The sequence below is a fragment of the Maribellus sp. YY47 genome (genome assembly GCF_023111095.1).
In the GTDB taxonomy this organism is placed as follows: Bacteria; Bacteroidota; Bacteroidia; order Bacteroidales; family Prolixibacteraceae; genus Draconibacterium.
Genome location: NZ_JALGYW010000009.1, coordinates 160,476 through 181,838, shown reverse-complemented (window position 1 = coordinate 181,838; position 21,363 = coordinate 160,476). Strand labels below are relative to the sequence as shown.

15 protein-coding genes, 1 tRNA gene and 1 pseudogene are annotated in these 21,363 nt (G+C 40.7%); 11 read left to right on the top strand and 6 right to left on the bottom strand.

What is annotated here, in order from left to right; all coding sequences use genetic code 11:
• Positions 1–70 precede the first annotated feature (70 nt).
• Positions 71–960, bottom strand: a pseudogene (locus MR764_RS09565) (IS1595 family transposase).
• Between the two features lie 263 nt (positions 961–1,223).
• Between MR764_RS09565 and MR764_RS09560 the strand changes: the two are divergent.
• The 10 genes from MR764_RS09560 (at position 1,224) to MR764_RS09515 (ending at position 13,109) form a co-directional block, all read left to right on the top strand.
• Entirely contained in the window at positions 1,224–2,996 is a 1,773-nt protein-coding gene (locus MR764_RS09560; RefSeq protein WP_247979191.1) for a sodium/solute symporter, read from the top strand.
• Positions 2,997–3,033: 37 nt separating this feature from the next.
• Positions 3,034–4,434, top strand: coding sequence for a hypothetical protein (locus MR764_RS09555; protein WP_247979190.1), 1,401 nt, complete (start codon positions 3,034–3,036; stop codon positions 4,432–4,434).
• A gap of 91 nt (positions 4,435–4,525) precedes the next feature.
• Positions 4,526–5,590, top strand: a complete 1,065-nt coding sequence (locus MR764_RS09550; protein ID WP_247979189.1) for an amidohydrolase family protein — start codon at positions 4,526–4,528, stop codon at positions 5,588–5,590.
• A gap of 3 nt (positions 5,591–5,593) precedes the next feature.
• Positions 5,594–7,057 (top strand): FGGY family carbohydrate kinase, encoded by a 1,464-nt coding sequence (locus tag MR764_RS09545; protein ID WP_247979188.1) that lies wholly within the window; start codon positions 5,594–5,596, stop codon positions 7,055–7,057.
• Between the two features lie 40 nt (positions 7,058–7,097).
• Positions 7,098–7,820: a triose-phosphate isomerase gene (locus tag MR764_RS09540; protein ID WP_247979187.1), complete on the top strand. Its 723-nt coding sequence runs from the start codon at positions 7,098–7,100 to the stop codon at positions 7,818–7,820.
• A gap of 22 nt (positions 7,821–7,842) precedes the next feature.
• The gene (locus MR764_RS09535; RefSeq protein ID WP_247979186.1) at positions 7,843–8,340 is read left to right on the top strand and encodes a secondary thiamine-phosphate synthase enzyme YjbQ; all 498 of its coding nucleotides are present in this window, start codon (positions 7,843–7,845) and stop codon (positions 8,338–8,340) included.
• A gap of 79 nt (positions 8,341–8,419) precedes the next feature.
• Positions 8,420–8,923 (top strand): secondary thiamine-phosphate synthase enzyme YjbQ, encoded by a 504-nt coding sequence (locus MR764_RS09530; protein WP_247979185.1) that lies wholly within the window; start codon positions 8,420–8,422, stop codon positions 8,921–8,923.
• A gap of 81 nt (positions 8,924–9,004) precedes the next feature.
• On the top strand, positions 9,005–9,523 hold the full coding sequence (locus MR764_RS09525; protein WP_247979184.1) for an SIS domain-containing protein: 519 nt from the start codon (positions 9,005–9,007) through the stop codon (positions 9,521–9,523).
• A 1,103-nt stretch (positions 9,524–10,626) separates the two neighbouring features.
• Positions 10,627–12,018, top strand: a complete 1,392-nt coding sequence (locus tag MR764_RS09520; protein WP_247979183.1) for an aminopeptidase P family protein — start codon at positions 10,627–10,629, stop codon at positions 12,016–12,018.
• A gap of 692 nt (positions 12,019–12,710) precedes the next feature.
• Positions 12,711–13,109 (top strand): hypothetical protein, encoded by a 399-nt coding sequence (locus MR764_RS09515; RefSeq protein WP_247979182.1) that lies wholly within the window; start codon positions 12,711–12,713, stop codon positions 13,107–13,109.
• Between the two features lie 100 nt (positions 13,110–13,209).
• Here MR764_RS09515 and MR764_RS09510 read toward each other — a convergent pair.
• Together MR764_RS09510 and MR764_RS09505 are read right to left on the bottom strand one after the other, a co-directional pair.
• Positions 13,210–13,295, bottom strand: a tRNA-Leu gene (locus MR764_RS09510).
• An 88-nt stretch (positions 13,296–13,383) separates the two neighbouring features.
• Positions 13,384–13,710, bottom strand: a complete 327-nt coding sequence (locus tag MR764_RS09505; protein WP_247979181.1) for a hypothetical protein — start codon at positions 13,708–13,710, stop codon at positions 13,384–13,386.
• A gap of 254 nt (positions 13,711–13,964) precedes the next feature.
• Here MR764_RS09505 and purL point away from each other — a divergent pair, with 254 nt between their 5' ends.
• Entirely contained in the window at positions 13,965–17,654 is a 3,690-nt protein-coding gene (gene purL, locus MR764_RS09500; RefSeq protein ID WP_247979180.1) for a phosphoribosylformylglycinamidine synthase, read from the top strand.
• 482 nt (positions 17,655–18,136) lie between these two features.
• Here purL and MR764_RS09495 read toward each other — a convergent pair whose 3' ends face one another.
• The 3 genes from MR764_RS09495 to MR764_RS09485 all read right to left on the bottom strand — a co-directional run bounded on the left by MR764_RS09495 (position 18,137) and on the right by MR764_RS09485 (position 21,208).
• The gene (locus MR764_RS09495; RefSeq protein WP_247979179.1) at positions 18,137–19,822 is read right to left on the bottom strand and encodes a hypothetical protein; all 1,686 of its coding nucleotides are present in this window, start codon (positions 19,820–19,822) and stop codon (positions 18,137–18,139) included.
• Positions 19,823–19,833: 11 nt separating this feature from the next.
• Positions 19,834–20,583: a hypothetical protein gene (locus MR764_RS09490; RefSeq protein ID WP_247979178.1), complete on the bottom strand. Its 750-nt coding sequence runs from the start codon at positions 20,581–20,583 to the stop codon at positions 19,834–19,836.
• A 70-nt stretch (positions 20,584–20,653) separates the two neighbouring features.
• Entirely contained in the window at positions 20,654–21,208 is a 555-nt protein-coding gene (locus MR764_RS09485; RefSeq protein ID WP_247979177.1) for a DJ-1 family glyoxalase III, read from the bottom strand.
• Positions 21,209–21,363: the final 155 nt, after the last annotated feature.

Here is a 21,363-nt window from a genome sequence, read left to right as displayed (position 1 = left end):
TCTTTTTTTTTAGGTTTAATAACATAAAGAATAGAAGCACCAAAGAATAAAAATCGATTGAATTAGGCATTTAACACATGAGTTGCTTGTGAGTAACTGGCGCAACCTCCATCATCAGTTTTAGCATGTTGTCAAAGATTCCGTCTATCATTACAATGCGGTTAAAACAATAGTCATACTCTTCAATGTATGCCTGAAGGTTTTCAACCTGGTGTTGCATCCCTCGCAGCAACCTTTAAAGTTCATTATTGCCCTTTTCTAATCGGGGTAATTCCTTCCCTTTTTACCTAACTCCACCTAACTCAGGTTAACGAATTCTTTGGACAAAGGAGCGTACCCTAGCCATTTATCAGTTTTTATGTCAGGTGTATTTTCAATTGTGGTGCGCATAAAACCGCCCAATTCTTTAGAACTACTTTCCTTGATTACCTTCCTATAAATACTCTTAATATCTTTGCCTTTCTTTTGAATGGCAAAAACAACAAGTTTCTTTTTATTGTTTTTGGGCCCTTTTTCAACTTCTTCCTGACCTCCAAGAACGGTTTCATTAACCTCGGCTTTGTCTCCAATTTTGTTGTCGCCACTACTGGGCATGGCTCGCATTACCTTTTGTTTAAAAGACCAACATGTTTTTTGCCTCAAATCCAATTTCATGCTCAGCTCAGTGCCACTGATCCCCTTTATGTTTGTACTCACATAATATACAATGTAGAATGCTTTTAATATGGGGAACTTCAATTTGTGAAACAGAGTCTGGCTGGTCGGAGAAATTGCGCTTCGGCAACGGGTACACTGGCGGTCATATTTGCGTTTAGATTTACAATATTTTGCATGGCCGCAATGAGGGCACACAAAACCTTCTTCCCATTTTAGTTTCATAAGATATTCATAGCAGGCATCATCGTCAGGGAAACGTTCTTGAAACCCCAAAATACTAAGACTTTTGAACCTATTCTCCATTTTGCAATCAATCTTGTGCTAAAATAGGGAATTCTAAGTTATAAACTAAATGCCCAACTCCCAAAAAGTATTTGTTTATCCTCATCATTTGTAAATGCGTTAAAGAATACATTTGCGATTTTTGAGGATTATCATGCGTAATATTGGATAACAACATTCTTCCGGAAAATTTACTTTGTACAACATGCTAAGTTTAAAATAAATAAGATTTTATACTTCTTCATTAAAATCAATTTGTCTGTAATATTATTATTTAAATTAATATGGAAAATACTGTTGTTGTTGATAATGAGGCATTTTCGCTTCACTACTTAGATTGGTTAGCAATTGCTGTTTTTATACTTTCATTATTTTTAATCGGTATTATCACAGGTAAAAAAGAGAGAGACACTGCTCAGGATTATTTTTTAGCTGGTAGAAAATTACCGTGGTATGTTGTCGGGAGCTCTTTTGTGGCAGCAAATATTAGCTCAGAACATCTCATCGGCATGATTGGGAGTACTTTTATCTTCGGTATTTGCACTGCATTCTTCAGTTGGGCTAATATTGCTGCGTACTCGTTTTTGATATGGTTGTTTATCCCTTTCCTGATAGCATCGAAATCATTTACTATCCCAGAATTTCTGGAAAAGAGGTTTAATCTTTTTGTCAGACAATTTTTTGCTATCGTAACATTAATTACAAATCTCTTTGCATTTTTGGCAGCAGTTCTCTATGGAGGGACGATTGCTTTTCAGGAAATATTTAATACTCCCTTTTGGCCAACAGTAATAATTATGGCCGTATTTGCCGGGAGCCTCGCTATTTGGGGAGGATTATCATCGAGCTCTTGGTCATCTTTACCAACTATTATAGTATTAATTGTTGGCGGATTTATCGTAACAATGTTAGGACTCAGTAGCTTGGCCGGAGAAGTAGGTGGCAGCGGTATCGTTGACGGATTTAAAGTGATGGTTGAGAGAAACCTTGCCACAGCAGGTGAGTGGAAATTGGCTGCAGAAGCAGCTGCAGAACATATGCCGCAGCAATACAACAGAATGTCTGTTATGTTACCTGTCAATCATCCACTTGTTCCCTGGATCAATTGGTTTTTCATCATATTCTCAGTTAGTATTTGGTACAATGCTCTTAATCAGTTTATGGTACAAAGAGTATTAGGAGCCAAAAATAGTTATCATGCCAGAATGGGAGTTGTACTCGCTGGATTTCTTCAGGCCATTTTACCGGTTATTATTGTCCTGCCAGGCCTTATCCTTTTTGCCATGAAGCCGGATATTATGCTCCAGCCATGGGCTGATGTTAAGCCTGAAGCAGATCAAGGATTTATTTATTTGGTAAAGACACTTGTTCCTGCAGGCCTATGTGGCCTTGTGCTGGCAGCTTTATTTGGTGCGATTCAATCTACTGTGAATGCGGTAGTAAATTCCACCTCAACGGTATTAACTATGGATATCTATAAGAGAATGTTTCATAAGAAGGCGACAGATAAGCAAATGGTAAAATTTGGAATTATCTCCTCTATTGTCATTCTTGTTCTTTCTGTTCTTATTGCTGGATTTATCGAATCATTGAAGACAAGCCTTTTTGTATATATCCAACAGTTTTTCGCCTTTTTTGCACCGCCCTTTGCTGCAATTTTTCTATTGGGTATTTTGTGGAGACGGATAAATGGGAAAGGTGCTTCAATAGCAGTCAGCATTGGTTTTATTGTCGCAGTTATTTTAAAGACGTGGGAATTAAAAGCCGATCTTCCAGGATACCTGACATTTTATTTGCCCGGGGATATGCCAATATGGTTGGTGCCATTTTATAACCAAGCAGCGTTGGTTTGGGTGTTTTCTTTGATTGTATGTATTGTAGTCAGCTATATGACAGTTCCACCTTCTGCTGACCAGGTGACTGATCGATTGGTGATTAACTGGAAGAAGATAAATATTTTTAATGACCTAGGCGGCAGATGGTACAAATCTGTTGTTTTTTGGTGGCTTGCTTTAACTCTACTGGTTGTTTCATTGATTCTGGCTTTTTCCTTATAGAAGGAATGCCCATATAAAATCAAAATATAGAATTAAAATGAATAAAAGAATCACAATAGGATTTATTCCTTGTTTAGCAGACTTATATAATCGCCTTTTTTCTGTTGATGATATCAATAGTTTAAAAGATTATATTGAAGATGTGAAGTGCGATATTTCATCTGAAAAGCTGCAGCCAGAATTTGGAAGATTATCATCCACTAAGGAGCAAATATCTTCCGAATTTAAAAAAATGATTTCCTCCGGAGCGGAAATGATCGTAATTATGTTGCCTCCATACTGTCCTAGTGGCGCAATTGTTCCTGCAATTATTGAAAATAATATACCAGTTGTTTTGTGGGCTTCGCAAAAAATGTATGAAATAAAACCTGAAGAATTAACTGCTACAAAGGTATATCTGAGCCATGGTGTTCATGCTGTACAAGATATAGCAAATGTTTTGATAAAGTCCGGTAAGAGTTTTGGCATATTACATCATCAGATTGAAAGCCCTGGTTTTATTCAAGAATTAGAATCATGGGCATTTGCGTCAAGAATATATAGTTCTTTTGTTAATTCTAAACCGACACAATTTGGGGGACATTTTGCAGATATGTTAGATCTGCAAATTTCGGATGCCAAATTTATCAAACAGTGTGGAATAAAATACACAGAGTTTAGCCTACAGCAAATTAAAGATGCGATATCAAAAGTTAGCGAGGAGCTGATAGAGTATCAAATTCTTAAATACAAAAAAGAGTTTAGTATTGCCAAAGATGTAACACACCAGATGCTTTATAAAACAGCTAAAGGAGAACTTGCAATATCGTCGTTAATGGATAGTGTGGGATCAAAGGCATTAGGAATAAACTTCCAGACACTATGTAACGATAAAAATATTGGTGATGCAATGCATGTAGCCGCATCAAGGCTAATGGGCGAAGGGAAAGGCTATGCAGGAGAAGGAGATTGGGTTACATCAGCACTTGTTTACTCAATGCAAAAAGCTTTTGGAACTGCCAGCTTTAGTGAGATATTTTCTGTGGATTATAAGAATAACAGATTATTGTTAAAACATTGGGGTGAAGCAAATCCTAAAATGTCTAGAGATAAGCCCAAGCTTATTATGAGTGGGCTTAATGATAAGCAAAAAGCAGAGTTTTGTATCATTAGTATGGAATTTGAGTCAGGAGATTATACACTCATAAATATTAATTCGAATAAGAGTGGGGAAGGGCAACTAATCAGCATATACGGAAAAATTTTGCTGGACTCTATTCCGGAAAGCTATCCGGGACCGCGAGCCTTATTTTGCCCTGACTCAAAAAATGTTATAAAAACGTTAGAATCTTATGCATATAGTGGAGGAAGTCATCATTTGGTATTGGTAAAAGGAAATATCGAAGATATTCTTAAAAAATTATCCATTTTACAAGGATGGAATTATACAGCGCTTTAAATGAGTTTTGTGTAAAAAGAATACTCTTAACTATATCGACAGTTTTTAGAAACAACATTAAAAATTAACTTGAATTACAAAAAATAATAATATGAATTTAGAAATCAAGGATGTAGATAAACGTTATTACAAAGAGTATTTAGAAGATTTTCTCCCTAAAAATATAATTGATATACATACTCATATTTATATAAAGGAAATTACGGAAACAGCAGATATTCAAGATAAACGTCTTGTTTCTTGGACATCATTGGTTGCCGAAGATAATCCAATTGAGGATCTTATTGAAACATACAAATTAATGTTTCCAGGAAAAAATGTTACCCCTTGTGTATTTCCTTGGGTTGAACCCTTGCACAAAATAGATGAATTAAATGAATATACTAGAACTTTGGCAGTAGCACGACATTTGCCTGTATTATTTCTTGATTGCCCAACGTATAGCATGGAAGAATTAGAAGAAAAGCTGGTTAATGGGAAATATAATGGAGTTAAGGTTTACTTAAGTTTTGCACCGTCATACATTCCTGGCAATGAGGTCCGAATTTTCGATTTTTTACCTCATAGCCACCTTGCTGTACTAAATAAGCTTGGGCTAATGGTAATGTTACATATACCCAGGCCAGGACGATTAAAAGACCCTGTGAATCTCGCTCAAATACTTGAAATAGAGCAACAATACCCAAATGTAAAAGTTGTTCTTGCACATGTGGGAAGGGCCTATTGTCAGGAAGATATAGGTGAGGCTTTTAAGATTCTTGAGAAGACAGATAATCTGGTGTTTGACTGTTCTGCTAATACCAACGCCGCGGTGTTTAGACAGGCATTGGAATCGCTTGGCTCCCACCGTATGATTTTTGGAAGCGATCTTCCAATTACTCGTATGAGAATGAGACGTGTCTGTGAGAACGGAATTTATATTAATCTGGTACCAAGTGGATTGTATGGTGATGTTTCTCTGGATAAGAATATGAGGGAGCTTGAGGGAGAAGAGGGGGACAAGCTTTCATTTTTCCTTTATGAGGAGATAAAAGCCATGAAGGAAGCTATAAATGACTTGGGGCTTGGTAAAGCCGACGTAGAAGATATCTTTTATAATAATGCCAAAAGAATTTTTGAATCAACGGGATTTTCAATATCCAAATCAGGGGATTAGAAGATGAGTGAAAATAGAAACACTGCCTATCTTATAGGTTTTGACCTTGGGACGAGTGCTATGAAAGCAGTGCTTTCAGATATTAATGGCAATGTTGTTTGTCAGGCGAGTCGGCAGATAAATATTCTTCGTCCAGAGAAAAATCAGGTCGAGCTTGATCCCGAGTTCTATTTTCAGGATGTATGTGCGACTATAAAAGAGCTGATGTCGCAGGTCTCTGATCCGAGCAGCGTAAAAGCTTTAAGCTTAAGTGGTGCGACTGGGAATACCGTACTTTTAGATGAAAATTATAAACCTCTGAGAAAAGTAATTAGCTGGATGGACACAAGGACAGTCGGTAAAGAGTCTGATTTGTGCCTCGGATTTGATCCTGAGCGAATTTACAATTGTGTGGGCTGGCCATTTGATGGAACTTTTCCTTTGGCCCATCTCGCGTGGATTAAAAAGTTTGAAACGGATGTTTGGCAAAAAGCCAAATATTTTGTCATGCTGAACGATTATATTTATTATAGACTTTGTGGCCGTTTGGTTGTTGATTATTCAAAAGCGACCACATTCTATATGCAGGATCAGGTAACCGCTAAATGGAATGAGGAACTACTTGAGTTTTTTGAATTAGAGACCAGACAATTGGCAGAGTTGATTTCGCCTGCTACTTCCTGTGGAATAGTAAATTCTGAAGCGGTTTCGCTAACCGGACTTGCCGAAGGAACTCAGCTGGTTACAGGCAGTTTTGATCACCCCTCGGCTGCAATAAGCACAGGAGTGACTGATGAAGGGGATTTGCTTATATCTGCTGGAACATCGTGGGTGGTCTTTGCGCCTATTAAGAATAGAGAAACAGGTTTAAAGGGCAAGATGCTAATAGATCCTTTCTTGTCTCCTTCTGGTTGTTGGGGGGCTATGTTCTCTTTGACAGCTGTTGCCGAAAAGGTGAAAGAGTATTTAGAGCACTGCATAACTCCGGACATTGGTGAAACATTGTACGAAGGATTTAATCGTTTGGCAGCTGAAGCCGAGTTGGGGGCGGATGGACTGTTTATTGAGGTCTATAGGCAGCCATACCAAAAGAGTAAGGCAATGATAAAGAATGTTGCTCAGAAAAACATCGCCAGGGCACTTATGGAGGGTGTGGTATTTCTTATACGAAGGCGGATAGATGAACTTTTGAGTCTTGTCGGCAGACCAGTAGACAGGATTGTATTGACAGGTGGTCCAACTAAAAGTCATATTTGGTTATCCATCCTCGCTGATGTGCTTGGACGTCCTGTGGTCCTACCAGAAACAGGACAACATGCCGGGGCTATGGGGGCTGCTATTCTTGCTGGAATAGGTGCAGGTGTTTTTCGCGATGAGAAAGATGGTTACTTGAAAACTAAGTCCAGAGAACGGATTATAGAGCCTGATCCTGTTCGCAGTCAACTATACCATAAAATTTACCTGGATTACGCCTCTCAATTTTATTAGAAATAAACAAAATTAAAAATATTATGAAAGGAGATTATTTATGAGCAAAGTTAAACAGGAAAAGATACTGCCCAAAGGGCCGTTTTTTGAAACAAGTGTAAAGAATTATATTTATGGTGATGCAGTATATGAATACGCTATGGCAGTTGAGGCGGCGGCTATAAAATATGATATCGATGCGATTTTTATTGCACCCTATACTGAGATCCGTCGAATTGCAGAGAATACCAGCAGGATTTTCGTTTTCGCACCTTATATGGACACCTTACGCCCAGGTCGTGGTATCGCAGATGTGTTACCAGAGGCGATAAAAGATGCTGGGGGGAAGGGGGTCTTGATAAATCATTGTGAACGCCCCATGACTCTTTCGCAAATAAAAGAGACTATAGATAGGGCCAATGAGTTGGGACTCATTACTTTCGCATGTGCTGATTCTATAGCAGAAACAAAGGCGATAGCCCAGTTTCGCCCCGACATCATAAATCCTGAACCCAGTGAGCTTATCGGAACAAATCAGGCTAGTGATATGGCCTATGTAGTGGAGACGCTCAAGGTCGTTAAAGATTTGTATCCTGACATCCTCGTAGAACAGGCTGCAGGTATAACTAGTGGAGCACAAATCTATGACTTTATTATGGCAGGCAACGATGCTGCCGGTTCGGCCTCGGGAATACTTAAGTCACCAGATCCCTATAAGCTACTTGATGAAATGATGTTCAATGTCAGGAAAGCGAAAGATGATCTTGAAAAGCAAAAAGTTTAAAAGAGATAAAAAGGATTAAAATATGAAGATTATTAGAGATACAATCAAAGTAACTTCCACAGGAGGGAGACCGACCTTTCATACACTTACTGAGCGGGTAAAGAGTATCATTAGCGAGTCAGGGGTGAAATCAGGTATATGTTTGGTGTATTCGCGCCATACTACATGTGCTGTGATGATAGACGAGGACTCGTTTGATAAAGCCTACACCGGTCTGACCTACCTTCAGCAGGATCTTACAGATGTGTTTGAAAAAATCATACCGACTTGTCGTAAAGAAGGACAGTATATGCATCCAGGGCCAGAGCTTACTGTTTTTGCCGCTAACCATGGTGAGGATAAGCCAGGGACGCTTAATACCGATGCGCATCTTCGATCATCAATCATGGGGAGGAGTGAGTCTATTCCTATCATTGATGGGAGTATGGAACTGGGTGAGTTTGGACATATCTATTTTGTCGATTTTGATCATACCCGCGCAAGAGAGAGACAGGTGACTGTGCAGATTCTTGGAGAATAGAGTGAAGGAAGACGGTTGTCGGAATCTTAACAACTCCAATAGTTATAATAATTTATACAAAAATTAATAAAACGGAAAAATGACTGTAATTACTGAAAAAATTCAACTTCAGTCGAAGGGACTTAATCCAACATTTCACGATGTAACCAAAGAGGTAAAGAAGATAGTAGAGAATTCTAAAATTAAACATGGAAATGTTGTGGTTTATTCGCATCACACAACCTGCTCTGTTATGACACAGGAGTGTTCTCATGATAAAACATATTTCGGGCTGGAGTTCCTACAACAGGATCTTTGCAATGTAATGGAAAAGCTTATCCCTACTTGCCGTGCCGAAGGGCAGTATATGCATCCCGGCAAGGAGCACATTGACTTTGCTATGAGCCTTGGAACAGAAGAGGGCGAGTGGACCAGCCTTAATACAGAAGCGCATCTGCGATCCGTATTTTTCGGTCGCTCCGAGACTATACTCATCGTAGACGGCGAAATGCAGTTGGGCGAGTTTGGATATATTTATTTTATCGATTGGGATCAGGTAAGAGCTAGAAAAAGAGTATGTCAGGTTCAGGTAATGGGAGAGTAATTGATGAAAAAAGACATTTGGAAACATGCGGAGGACTCTTTTAGGATAGAGTCCTCCGCTCTACTGAAAGCTTTGGAGTGTATGGACGAGACAGCTTTCGAAAAAGCGGTGACTGTATTGGCAAAGGCAGGGAGCATAGCTACGAGTGGTTGCGGTCATTCAGGAATAGCCTGTCAGCATTTTGCGCATTTGATGTGTTGTATCGAGAGACCGGCAAGATTTATTTCTCCCTCAGAAGCCTTGCATGGCGCAAGTGGATTTCTAAAAGAAGGGGATGTTATGGTACTTGCCTCAAGGGGGGGGAAAACAACTGAACTCATCCCGATAATGGATGTTTGTAAATTCAAGAAGGTAAAAGTTATAAGTATAACAGAAAACATAGATTCTCCTTTGGCTTTGAAGGCAGACATAGTGATTAAAATGCATGTGGAGCGTGAAACTGATAAGTATAATAGTCAGGGAACAACCAGTTTTGTCGTATTGTCGGCAATATTTGATGCTTTGCAGAGTGCTCTTCTTGAAGAAACAGGTTTTAAAATAGATCAGTTTGCGTTGATTCATCCGGGAGGAGCAGTAGGTGAGAGACTTAACGCAAAATGATCATAATTGTAGTTTGTCTATTTTGTAAAAGTTAAGATTTGATTTGAGAGTAAGCCTGATAGCAGATTTGTAAGAAAGTTTCTAAAGCAACGATGCCTTGTATGTTCGATCTGGCAGATATTTTTCAGCTCATCGTGTACCGTTTCAACAAGTGCCCTTTTGCGAAGCAGGATTTTATCCTGAAGCAGCATCCATGAGTTCTTGATGTTTTTACGAATCTTGGTAATCAAATGAATCCCTTCATTAAACAATTCATCAAATAATGTCTTGGATATGTACCCTATGTCTCCGACCAGTTTGCCAAAGATTTTGTGATGAAAGGTTTATTCTTCAGAGGCTTACTATCGTTAATATTAAAGTGTGTGAATAGTAAATCAAGAATCTCTCATTTGTCGTTTATTATATAATGTGGAGTTTGAATTCGAAAAACCCTCCCTTTGAACACTGACTGTTGGTCGCCAGACCTTTGAAAGTTTTATGCAGAAACTCACGCTTTATATGACAAACCCGGATCGGGATAGAATCAATAATGGAAATGCCGGTACACTTGCTTAGAGAGCATAATTGAAGGAGAACGGGCATTGGCATTAAATTTTTTTGTTGTAACTCTACGAAACGGTTGCATGTTATGGTCTTCATGACGTCAGGTTGCATATATATTGGAAGTACATGGTATCTAAGTTTTTTTAACAGCAGTATTTTTCAGATAAAAAAAGGACTATGATGGCTATCACGTTACTGTCAACCAAGATGAATTTGCGTTTTCTTCGATTTACAGAGCTTATTTCAGTTACTGTGTGTCCTCCCTTAGTTAGTTCAGATTCGTTGCAAAATTCGTCAACCAGATAGAAAATTTCGATATTTAAGAGTTTATAAGCAAACAAGTCATCTGGTTTATTTTTCTAAAGTTTGATTCATTGAACTCACATTAATTTAAATCGCCTATTACTGAAAAAAAGTTTGTCATGACTTTGTCGCTAACCTGAGAGGAATCAAGATAAATTCAGAGATTTAAGTCTATTTTTAAGACTTATTAAAAGTAGCCTTTATGCTTTTGGTAAGATTAATTGTATTTTCGGGTTTTTATAAAATATACAAATACTATGTTTGACAGAAGTACATACATTAACAGGAGAAGCGCCCTGAAAACAAAAGGATTGACCGGCATTGCACTGATCTTAGGCAATGTGGAGGCTCCGATGAATTACCGGGATAATACCTATCATTTCAGACAAGACAGTAACTTTTTATATTTCTTTGGTCTTGACTTTCCCGGTTTGGTGGGTGTTGTGGATTTTGACAGTGGCGAGGATTTTATTTTTGGAAATGATGTGGATATTGAGGACATCATTTGGATGGGGCCACAGGTGACTTTACAGGAAAATGCTGCAAAAGCAGGAATAACAAATACAGCGCCGTTTGCCAAGGTTTTCGATGTGGTGAAGGCGGCCAAAGAGACAGGCCGGAAAATTCATTTTCTTCCACCATATCGCGCCGAAAACAAACTTTTACTGGAAAATTTAACCGGAAGTTCTGCACAATCAATCAATGGTTTCGCATCGCTTGAATTGATTAAAGCGGTGATCTCACTTCGCGAAGTAAAGGAAGCACAGGAAGTTGACGAGATCAGGAAAGCGTGTGCAACCGGCTACCAAATGCATGTTACTGCCATGAAAATGGCACAACCCGGAACCTGGGAACAGAAAATTGCAGGTACCATCGAAGGAATTGCCCTGGCAGGAGGAGGAGTGAGCCCTTACCCAACGATTCTTTCCATGAATGGGGAAACGTTACACAATCATGATCACTCTCAGATTTTACAGGAAGGGAGGTTGATCGTTTGTGATGCCGGCGCCGAATCTCTTCTGCATTATGCATCTGACTTTACCCGTACAACACCGGTAGGAGGTAAGTTCACCCAAAAACAGCGCGATATATACGAGATTGTTTTGGCCGCCAATAACAAAGCCACCGAGTTGTCAAAACCGGGAGTTACCTACCTGTCGGTTCATTTGGCCGCGTGCGAGGTTTTGGCTGCAGGTTTGAAAGAACTGGGACTGATGAAAGGAGATGTGAAAGAAGCTGTAAAAAGTGGAGCTCATGCACTGTTTTTACCTCACGGATTGGGACATATGATGGGATTGGATGTACACGATATGGAAGATTTGGGCCAGATTTATGTGGGCTACGACGATGAAGTTCGTCCGGTTGACCAGTTTGGAACTGCGTATTTGCGTATGGGAAAACGGCTGAAACCGGGATTTGTAGTCACCAATGAACCCGGATGTTATTTTATTCCTGCACTAATTGACAAATGGCAGGCAGAAGGCATAAACAAGGATTTCATCAATTTCGATAAAGTGAATGAATATCGCGACTTTGGAGGCATTCGTCTTGAAGATGACATTCTGATCACAGAAACAGGAGCTGAAATAATTGGCGAAAGAGTGCCCATTACACCCGATGAAGTGGAGGCAACAGTAGCCAAAGGATAGCATGTAAAATTTAACGGAGTATAGAAAAACGCAGTAGAAGAATTTATAAGAACAGATTTCAACTGCGTTCTGTCTTTAATTTTATCCTTTTTGTGGTTTTAAAATATATTTGTAAAAATAGCTCAATTCGAGTATGAGTTCGTCGCGAACTGAAAACCTTTACGTATTGCTTAATGCAATTACAAATAGCCTCTGGGGCAATTTGACTATCATAAATTCTGGATTATCATTCCAAGTTTGAGACTGATTGAGTCCTATGTCCTTAAACAATTTAAAAACGATGGTATATTGTTGCGAATGACCTGAAAGATGACAGAATAAAAACCATCAGGTGGATCGGCTTTCTGACTTGTCTATCACCTCAATTAAATTTTTGAAACCAAGGACCTTCTCTATTAATGCTTACTTTGGGAATTGTTTTAGAATTATTACACTCGGCGCAGGAGAACCGGAAGAGGTTATTCTCTCCTTGCCTCAGTATGAGTAAATACATTATAACAATGCCTTTGCATGACTCTCAGAAAGTGCTGATCGATAACGAAATGGAAGGAAGAATTTATCTAAAATACACCTAACCTATGACTTCTTGTTGGAGCTCTTATCATTTGGAGCCAACGTCAAAATAGTAAGTCCACCGAAGGTCGTTGAGCAAATCAAGAACAACTACAAAAAAGCTTTAAAACAGTACACCAATGAAAAGGCTAATTGAAATAGCAGACCGCCTAAATGAACTTCATGATGCTGAACCTTTGGATACGAACAAACTCACTGAAATGGCTCTTGCGTTGAATCAGATACTTGATTTACGCATCAAAATAATCGATTTCGAAAAATACAATAAGGACACTTTAGCAACACCAACAGAAGAAAAACTCAAAAACGTCAAGGAGCAAAATTTCGATAATGCCACCAACCTAAAAGAAGAAGAAAAGAAATGCTCTTATTTCGACAACTTTCATAAGTACTTTAAGCTGAAACATTCTTTTTTCTATCCGGAGGAGAACAGACTCTTTTGCTTTTATCTGGGAACATCAAAACAAGAAAGGGAAATAAAAGAATTTATTATTGATAACACATCTTCTGGTTCTTAAAAAGTATGCTGTTTGAAGTGTAAGGGTATGTATCCGGGTATGAATAAAAAATAAACCCGATGTAATTTCCTTATATACATCGGGTTGTGATTTTTAAAAGTGCCCAGGACGGGACTCGAACCTGCACGGGATTATACTCCCACAAGGCCCTCAACCTTGCATGTCTACCAATTTCATCACCTGGGCAGTACGTTTAGAACGTTTCTCGGATCTCCCGAAAATTGTGTGTGCAAAACTATAAAAATTTTTTAACCTGCATACATTTCAGAAAAAATCATTGCCGTTCGTATTCATTTTCGAGTTTAATTTTCACGATCACCCCTTCTTTAACCGTTACATAATAACGTTCGGTTTTCTGCACCTTGGGTGTTACAATCGGATCGAGCGCTAATCTTCCCTGGCTGATCTCGGTGCCTTTCAGCGCTTTTTGCTTTTCAAAAATGTACACCTTTCCGGTTTCATTGTCAAATACTTGTTGCGGATCGCCCATTTCTTTCAGCAAAGCAGTAATGGGTTTTCCAACGTATGAACGTTGAATTTTTTTCTGCGGGCTGCAGGCCATCGCCGCCACCAGAATCAACAGTAATAAGAAACGATGCATTGATTGTCAATTTTTGCTAAAGAAAACCAGAATAATTGAATTCACCGATCATTTTAATTCATTTTAACTTTAAGGCTTGTTGAAAACTGCAACCTAATGATGAAACGAGTCCCGAGTGCTCGGGACGAGTTACATGAGTTACGAAAAAATAAACAATTATAAACGAGTGAAAACTTATCATACTCGCCCGTTTTTATTTTTTATCTTTGTGGCGTGTTTTACAACATGTTCGTCATAAAACTTAGCCGTACAAAATGATTCAATTCTTTAAAAATCAAAGTAACAGTATTATCGCAGTTTACTCTGCAAAACCTCTTGGTGAAGAGAATATTGAAAAACTGATCTGGCTTTTTTCCGGAGCCGAATACCTGAAAAGTCAAACGCTGGATGGTTGGTTTGTTGGGCCTCGTAAAGAGATGCTAACTCCGTGGAGTACCAATGCAGTGGAAATCACTCAGAATATGGGGATCGATGGAATTCGCCGGATGGAAGAGTTTTTCGAAGTTGAAAGCAAATCTGCGAAATACGATCCGATGCTCCAGGCGATATACAACGGGCTTACCCAGCAGGTGTTTGCCATCGATAAAGCGCCGGATCCGATTCTGAATATTGAAGACATTGCGGCATACAACGAACAGGAAGGACTTGCATTAAGCGATGATGAAATTGCTTACCTGAATGGTGTTTCAAAAGAAATGGGACGTCCGCTTACTGACGGGGAAGTATACGGATTTGCACAGGTAAACTCCGAACACTGCCGGCACAAGATCTTTAACGGCACCTTTATCATCGACGGAAAAGAGATGGAGTCGTCGTTGTTCCAGATGATCAAAAAAACATCGAAAGAAAATCCCAATAAAATAGTTTCGGCCTACAAAGACAATTGTTCTTTTGTACAAGGACCGGTGGTAGAGCAGTTTGCGCCCAAAACACAGGATAAACCCGACTTTTTCGAAGTTAAGGATATTGAAACCGTACTTTCATTAAAAGCCGAAACACATAACTTCCCCACAACGGTTGAACCCTTTAACGGGGCAGCTACCGGTACCGGAGGCGAAATTCGTGACCGTATTGCCGGGGGAAAAGGAAGTTTACCGATTGCCGGAACAGCAGTTTATATGACGTCGTATCCCCGGACAGAAGCGCAACGCTCGTGGGAACAGGCAACCGAAGAACGTGATTGGTTGTATCAGACTCCAGAGCAAATTCTGATCAAAGCTTCGAACGGAGCCAGTGATTTCGGAAATAAGTTCGGACAGCCGATCATTACCGGTTCGGTGCTTACTTTTGAGCATTTTGAAAGTTTTACCAAATACGGCTACGACAAGGTGATTATGCTGGCAGGCGGTATTGGTTTCGGAAATATAAAACACAGTTTAAAAGACGAACCCACTAAAGGAGATAAAGTCATTCTTCTGGGGGGAGATAACTACCGCATCGGAATGGGCGGAGGCGCTGTTTCGTCGGTAGCAACCGGCGAGTTTAACAATGCCATCGAGTTGAACGCGGTGCAGCGTGCAAATCCCGAAATGCAGAAAAGGGTGTACAACGCCATCCGGGCATTAAGCGAATCGGATGAGAACCCGATTATTTCGATCCACGACCACGGCGCAGGCGGTCACCTGAACTGTCTGTCGGAGTTGGTAGAATCGACGGGTGGAAAGATTGATACATCAAAATTACCGGTGGGCGATCCAACGCTTTCACAAAAAGAAATTATCGGAAACGAGTCGCAGGAGAGAATGGGATTGGTGATGAAACAGGAACATGTTGACCTGCTTCACCGGATTGCCGATCGCGAACGGGCACCGATGTACGAAATCGGAGAGGCAACCGGCGACATGCAGTTTACCTTTGAAAACTCGGTTACCGGCGAAAAATCGATCGACTGGCAACTGGGCTACATGTTTGGAAATCCACCCAAAACGGTTTTGGAAGACGAAACCATCGAGCCCGATTTTGAAGAACTGGAATACAACTGGGAAGAAATATACGATTTGGTGGAGCAAACCATTCAGTTGGAATCAGTGGCCTGTAAAGACTGGCTGACCAACAAAGTGGACCGCTCGGTAACCGGACGAATTGCCAAACAGCAAACGGCAGGTGCGCTTCAGTTGCCGTTGAACAACGTTGGGGTGATTACGCTCGACTATCAGGGGAAAGCGGGTCTTGCAACTTCCATCGGCCATGCGCCGGTGGCAGCTTTGGTGGATGCCGAAAGAGGTTCGGTGCTGGCAATTGCCGAATCGCTGACCAACATTATCTGGGCGCCCATGACCGATCACCTCAAAAGTGTTTCGTTAAGCGCCAACTGGATGTGGCCGGCAAAAAATCCGGGCGAAAATGCACGGATCTACAAAGCCGTTAAAGCTGCCAGCGATTTTGCTTGCGGTCTTGGAATCAACATTCCCACCGGAAAAGACTCCATGTCGATGACCCAGAAATACAAGGACGATGTGGTACTGTCGCCCGGAACGGTGATTATCTCGGCTTCGGGCGAGGTATCGGATGTGAAAAAAGTAGTGGAGCCGGTATTGGTGAACGACGAAAGTAAGGAGATTCTTTTTATCGATTTATCGTTCATGGAAAGAGCTTTAGGCGGAAGTGCCTTTGCCCAGTCGATCAATAAAATAGGGAAGACAGCGCCAACGGTGGCTGATCCCGGGAAATTTGTAGTTGCTTTTAATACGGTTCAGAAACTGATTGAACAGGATTTGATTCTGGCCGGACATGATATTGCTTCGGGTGGTTTGATTACTACTTTGCTGGAAATGTGTTTCAGCAACACCAAAGGCGGAATGAAGGTGGATGTTACTGCCTTTGAAGAGGAAGATTTGGCGAAGATATTACTGGCTGAGAACCCCGGGTTGGTTATCCAGTGTGCCGACAACGACGAGGTGAAAAAACAGCTGACCGAAGCTGGTGTTGCATTTATGTCGCTTGGTTTCCCTGTACCTTACCGCAAAGTGAGAGTGCTGAACCGTACGGTGGAAGCTGATTTCGATATCAACTCGTTGCGCGATATGTGGTTCAAAACTTCGTACCTGCTCGACCGCAAACAAAGTGGCAAGGAGAAAGCGCTGGAACGTTTCAAAAATTACAAGAATAACGCGCTGAAATTCGATTTCAAGGATTTCACAGGAAAAGCTGCAGATTTGGGTATCGACCTGAAACGCAGAACTCCGTCAGGAATTAAGGCCGCAATCATTCGTGAAAAAGGGGTGAATGGCGACCGCGAAATGGCTTATGCCATGTACCTGGCCGGTATGGACGTAAAAGACGTTCATATGACCGATTTGATTGCCGGACGTGAGACACTGGAAGATGTGAATATGATCGTATTTGTGGGTGGTTTCTCCAATTCCGATGTACTGGGATCAGCCAAAGGCTGGGCCGGCGCATTTAAGTTTAACGAGAAAGCCCGTGTTGCACTCGAGAAATTCTACCGCAGGGAAGATACTTTGAGTTTGGGGGTTTGTAACGGTTGCCAGGTAATGATCGAATTGGGCGTGGTTTATCCCGAGCATAGTATTCAGCCCAAAATGTTGCACAACGAGTCGCATAAATTCGAATCGACCTTCCTGAATGTAGATATTCTTGAAAACGATTCGGTGATGCTCGGAAATATGGGTGGCATGAAACTGGGAATCTGGGTAGCACACGGAGAAGGTAAATTCTATCTGCCGTTTAACGAGAACCAGTACCAGATTCCGATGAAATACAGTTACGAAGAGTATCCTGGAAATCCAAACGGCTCGCATTACAATGCTGCTTCACTTTGCTCGGAAGATGGCCGTCACCTGGTAATGATGCCTCACCTGGAAAGAGCTTTTAAACCATGGCACTGGCCGCATTATCCTGCCGACCGGAAAGCTGACGAAATTGCTCCGTGGATACAGGCTTTTGTAAATGCCAAAAACTGGATCGCTGACAAAACGAAATAGATTTTACAGAATAGAGAAGCCGCTTTTCATGATTGAAGAGCGGCTTTTTTCTGAAAGTCAAACCCTATCCGATCACATATTCATACCCATCTTTTTATCCTTCCCTGCGGGCAAGAAAGCCTGCCTGCCTGGGTAGACAGGGACAATTATTCTTCAGGAAGTAAAATGGTATTCATTTTATACACGTGCATTGTTGTTTTCAGAGGCTGATCGTCTTTCCCTTCGCAGAAGGTAGAGATAAAAGAGAGGGTAAATACGTTGCAACTAAAAATACATTTTAATTTCTCCCGGCGAGTACTAAAATCATACATGTTTTATGATTTCTTTTCCTCTCAGAAAAAGCGCAGGTGTGATCCCAAAAATTTCGTGCTTACCTTTTTAAATTTCGTAACTACGTTTTCCCAATTTCATGCCTACGTTTTTTTTATTTCGTAAGCACGAAATTGGAAAACTTACTTTTATCGTTTATTTCGATCGCGATATTATTGGGTTATATCCACTTTTGTAACCGACCAGATTCCGGTTTCGTCACTGATATAGTCTGCAAATTTCTGTACCAGCCACACATTAGTTTTATCTTCCGACGGGAAAATGGCTACAGGCCGCCCTGTCCATGTGGATGTAAATGAATCGGGGCGTACAAACATCATATCGTAAGACTTTAACTGAACAAGCGTATTGCTGTTATATACTTTTAAAATCAAAAAAGCATCTGACCCGTGGAACCCGGTAACGGCAAAAATTCGTTCCGTCGAACGCTGGCTCGAAATACAGTCAACGGTTTGGTAATTGCTAAAACTGAGTTGTCCGATTACAGGTGGCTCAGTTACGTAAAAGCTATTCCCAATCGTAAATTCGGGCATGTTATAAATATTCTTCCAACCGGTAAACAAGCGTTCTCCATCGTCAGATGGCCAGTAGCCATACGTGCTCATGTGGTACTGGTTTATTGAGTCGGTCTGGCCGGGTTCGGAAATATCGAACAGAAATAACCCATCGGGCGAATAGCCGGGCCGGTTCGACAACAAGAGTGGTTTTCCGGGCACTTTTTTTAATGTTTTCAGTCCGCTTTCGCCTTTTTGGGCACGCACAATTTCTTCAGTATTTAGGTTTATACTGTGCAGATAATTCTGGTAATCGCGTTTGGCAATAAAATAAAGCCATTGGTTAGTGTTTAGCTCAATGCTTATTGGAATGGTTCCCAAATTATAGGTTTTTAAAGGAGTACGGCTAAGGGCGTCATAGGTTGTGAGGTTTGAATTTGAATAACCAACAGCAATCAACGATTCGTCTTCGGATAAAGCCAGGCACTGAGGAACTCCGTTTAGTTCAACAATTTTGGGATTATTTATATCCTCTTTAAAAAAGAGGAGTTGATTGGGCGATTTGGTTAATACAATAACCTCGTCGCGGGTTTTGCTAAAGCGGGTATCAACGAGTACTCCCTGGCGGTAACTGCCGTAATGGGCGCTTGCCGAAATCTGCAAATACACCTGAATATTAAAAACCGGGGTATTCTCGGCATTGCTTTGAATGACTACGGTGCCCTTGTACTCGCCGGGTGCAAGCCCGTTAACGTCGGCTGAAAGCATAATCTCTTCTGATGTAAATTCATCAAGCAGCCCTGATGTTTTGTTGGCTTTTATCCAGGAAGGTGCACTGCTGATTTGCCATGCTAAAAATCCATACCCATTATTGTTTCTGATTTCGAAGGATTTATTGTACGTGTTATCAAACGAAATATTGTTGCGTGATACCTGTATTAACGGATGTCCCAAATGAGCCAATGCAACGGTGTAGCCAATCATTTCTCCATTGCCGATATCGAAAACCAGTGGGAAAGTATAAAAACCAAACCCTAAAGTTATGTCAGAATCTTTAACCCCGAATTGAACAACTGAGCTTCCGTTGGCATTTTTTGATCCTTCCTTGGGGTGAATTTCCAGCCAAAACGGATATTGTACCAATTTCCAGTTGAGAGCCTTATCGGTATTAAATTCCATATTCAGACTAAAGGGGGGTGTTGTGTTGGTAACAAACAGGGTGTCGGGTATATCAGTGTAATTCAGGTTCTGGGTTTCATCGAGGAAACTATTGTCACACGATTGGAAACTGAACAAAAAAATCAGTCCAATAATAATTAAGTTGCAGATATGTTTTGTTTTCATAGGTAGTTTATTTAGAAGTACAACCGTAAGCCAACACCGGCATCAAGTCTCGAAAGGCCTTCGCGTTGTTCGTCTTCAAGCTTGATTTCGGTAGTAGAAGTCCCGTCGTCAACTTTTATTTTCGAAATGGTTGAGAGAAAGCAGTTGAGGTTGGCTCCCACAGCGATACGAGGAGTAATAAAATAATCAAGGCCAGCTTCTGCGTTAATGCCCGGAGCCTTGCCTGTGATAAGTACCGGGGTATAAAAAGTTTCATTTTCCTGTCGGAAGTACGTAATACCAAACGATGCCTGTGCGTAGAAATTAAATACTTCGGGTTTAACCCACATTTCTTCGTACAACGAAAGCCCCACGTAATTGGCGAATATTTTGTCCTTAAGTTTTCCGTAATAAAGTGTTACCCCGTCCTGTGGGTCAATAATGCCGGTCATGGAACCTGACCCGTAATGGAATTGATAATCGATACCAATACCATAATTTTCTTTAAAAAGATAGTGAAGCTGTGCCGAAGCTTTGGGCCCCCACTTTATCCCTTTAAAATAGTTGTCAACCTGCGACTTGGCAAATCCCTGCTGTGTGAAAATTTGCTTTGAATCTTTGGTGCTGGCAACACGGTATCCCATTCCGCCGGTTAAAGCAATTCTCCACCGCTTATCGTTGTTTTCATTTTGCTGTATTTCGGGTTCCTGGGCCGAAAGGTGGTTTAAAAATGTTGGTGCCAAGAAGAGGAACAGCAACAACAAGTGAGTTTTGGATGGCATAAGATTGTAGTTTTATTTTGGGGTGAAGATACCGGAACTGTTGTGATTTTTACATAATTTGGATTACTTTTTACATATGTTCTACAATCATTTTTTTGGCCAGCTCAGCGGCAGCTTTTTCGCCTTTACTATTTTCTACAATTTTCAGTGCAAATTTTATGGCAACACCGGCCCCCTTTCCGGTAATAATATTTCCGGCTTGCTCCACGTCGTTTCCGGTGATAATGGCTCCGTGTAATTCATCTTCAAATCCAGGGTAACACGTCGCTTTTTTGTTTTTCAGGAGGCCCAGGTTTCCGAATACCATTGGAGCAGCGCAAATGGCTCCAAGCTGTTTTTCGCTATCGTTAAAATTCAGAATTTGTTCGCGCAATCCGCCATGGGCTTTAAGGTTGGCTGAACCGGGCATCCCTCCCGGAAGAACCAGCATGTCAATTTCTGAATAGTCAACTTCCTCAAAAATTTTATCGGCTGTAACTTGTATCTGGTGCGCTCCTGTAACAACGAGCTTTTCAGTGATGGAAACGGTGGTGACCTTCAGGTTGGCCCGGCGTAACACATCAATAATACTTATGGCTTCTATCTCTTCAAATCCTTCAGCTAAATGAACGGCTATTTCTTTCATGACAGTTTACTATTGTTGTTTTTATTGACCTCTCTGTCCATCCTCCCACATTCCCTAAGCAGGACATCTCTCTTAAAATAAAGAGAAAATAAGGAATATTTAATGATTTCAAAAATAAAAAATCATGATTACAGAGGAATTACCAACAGGAATGA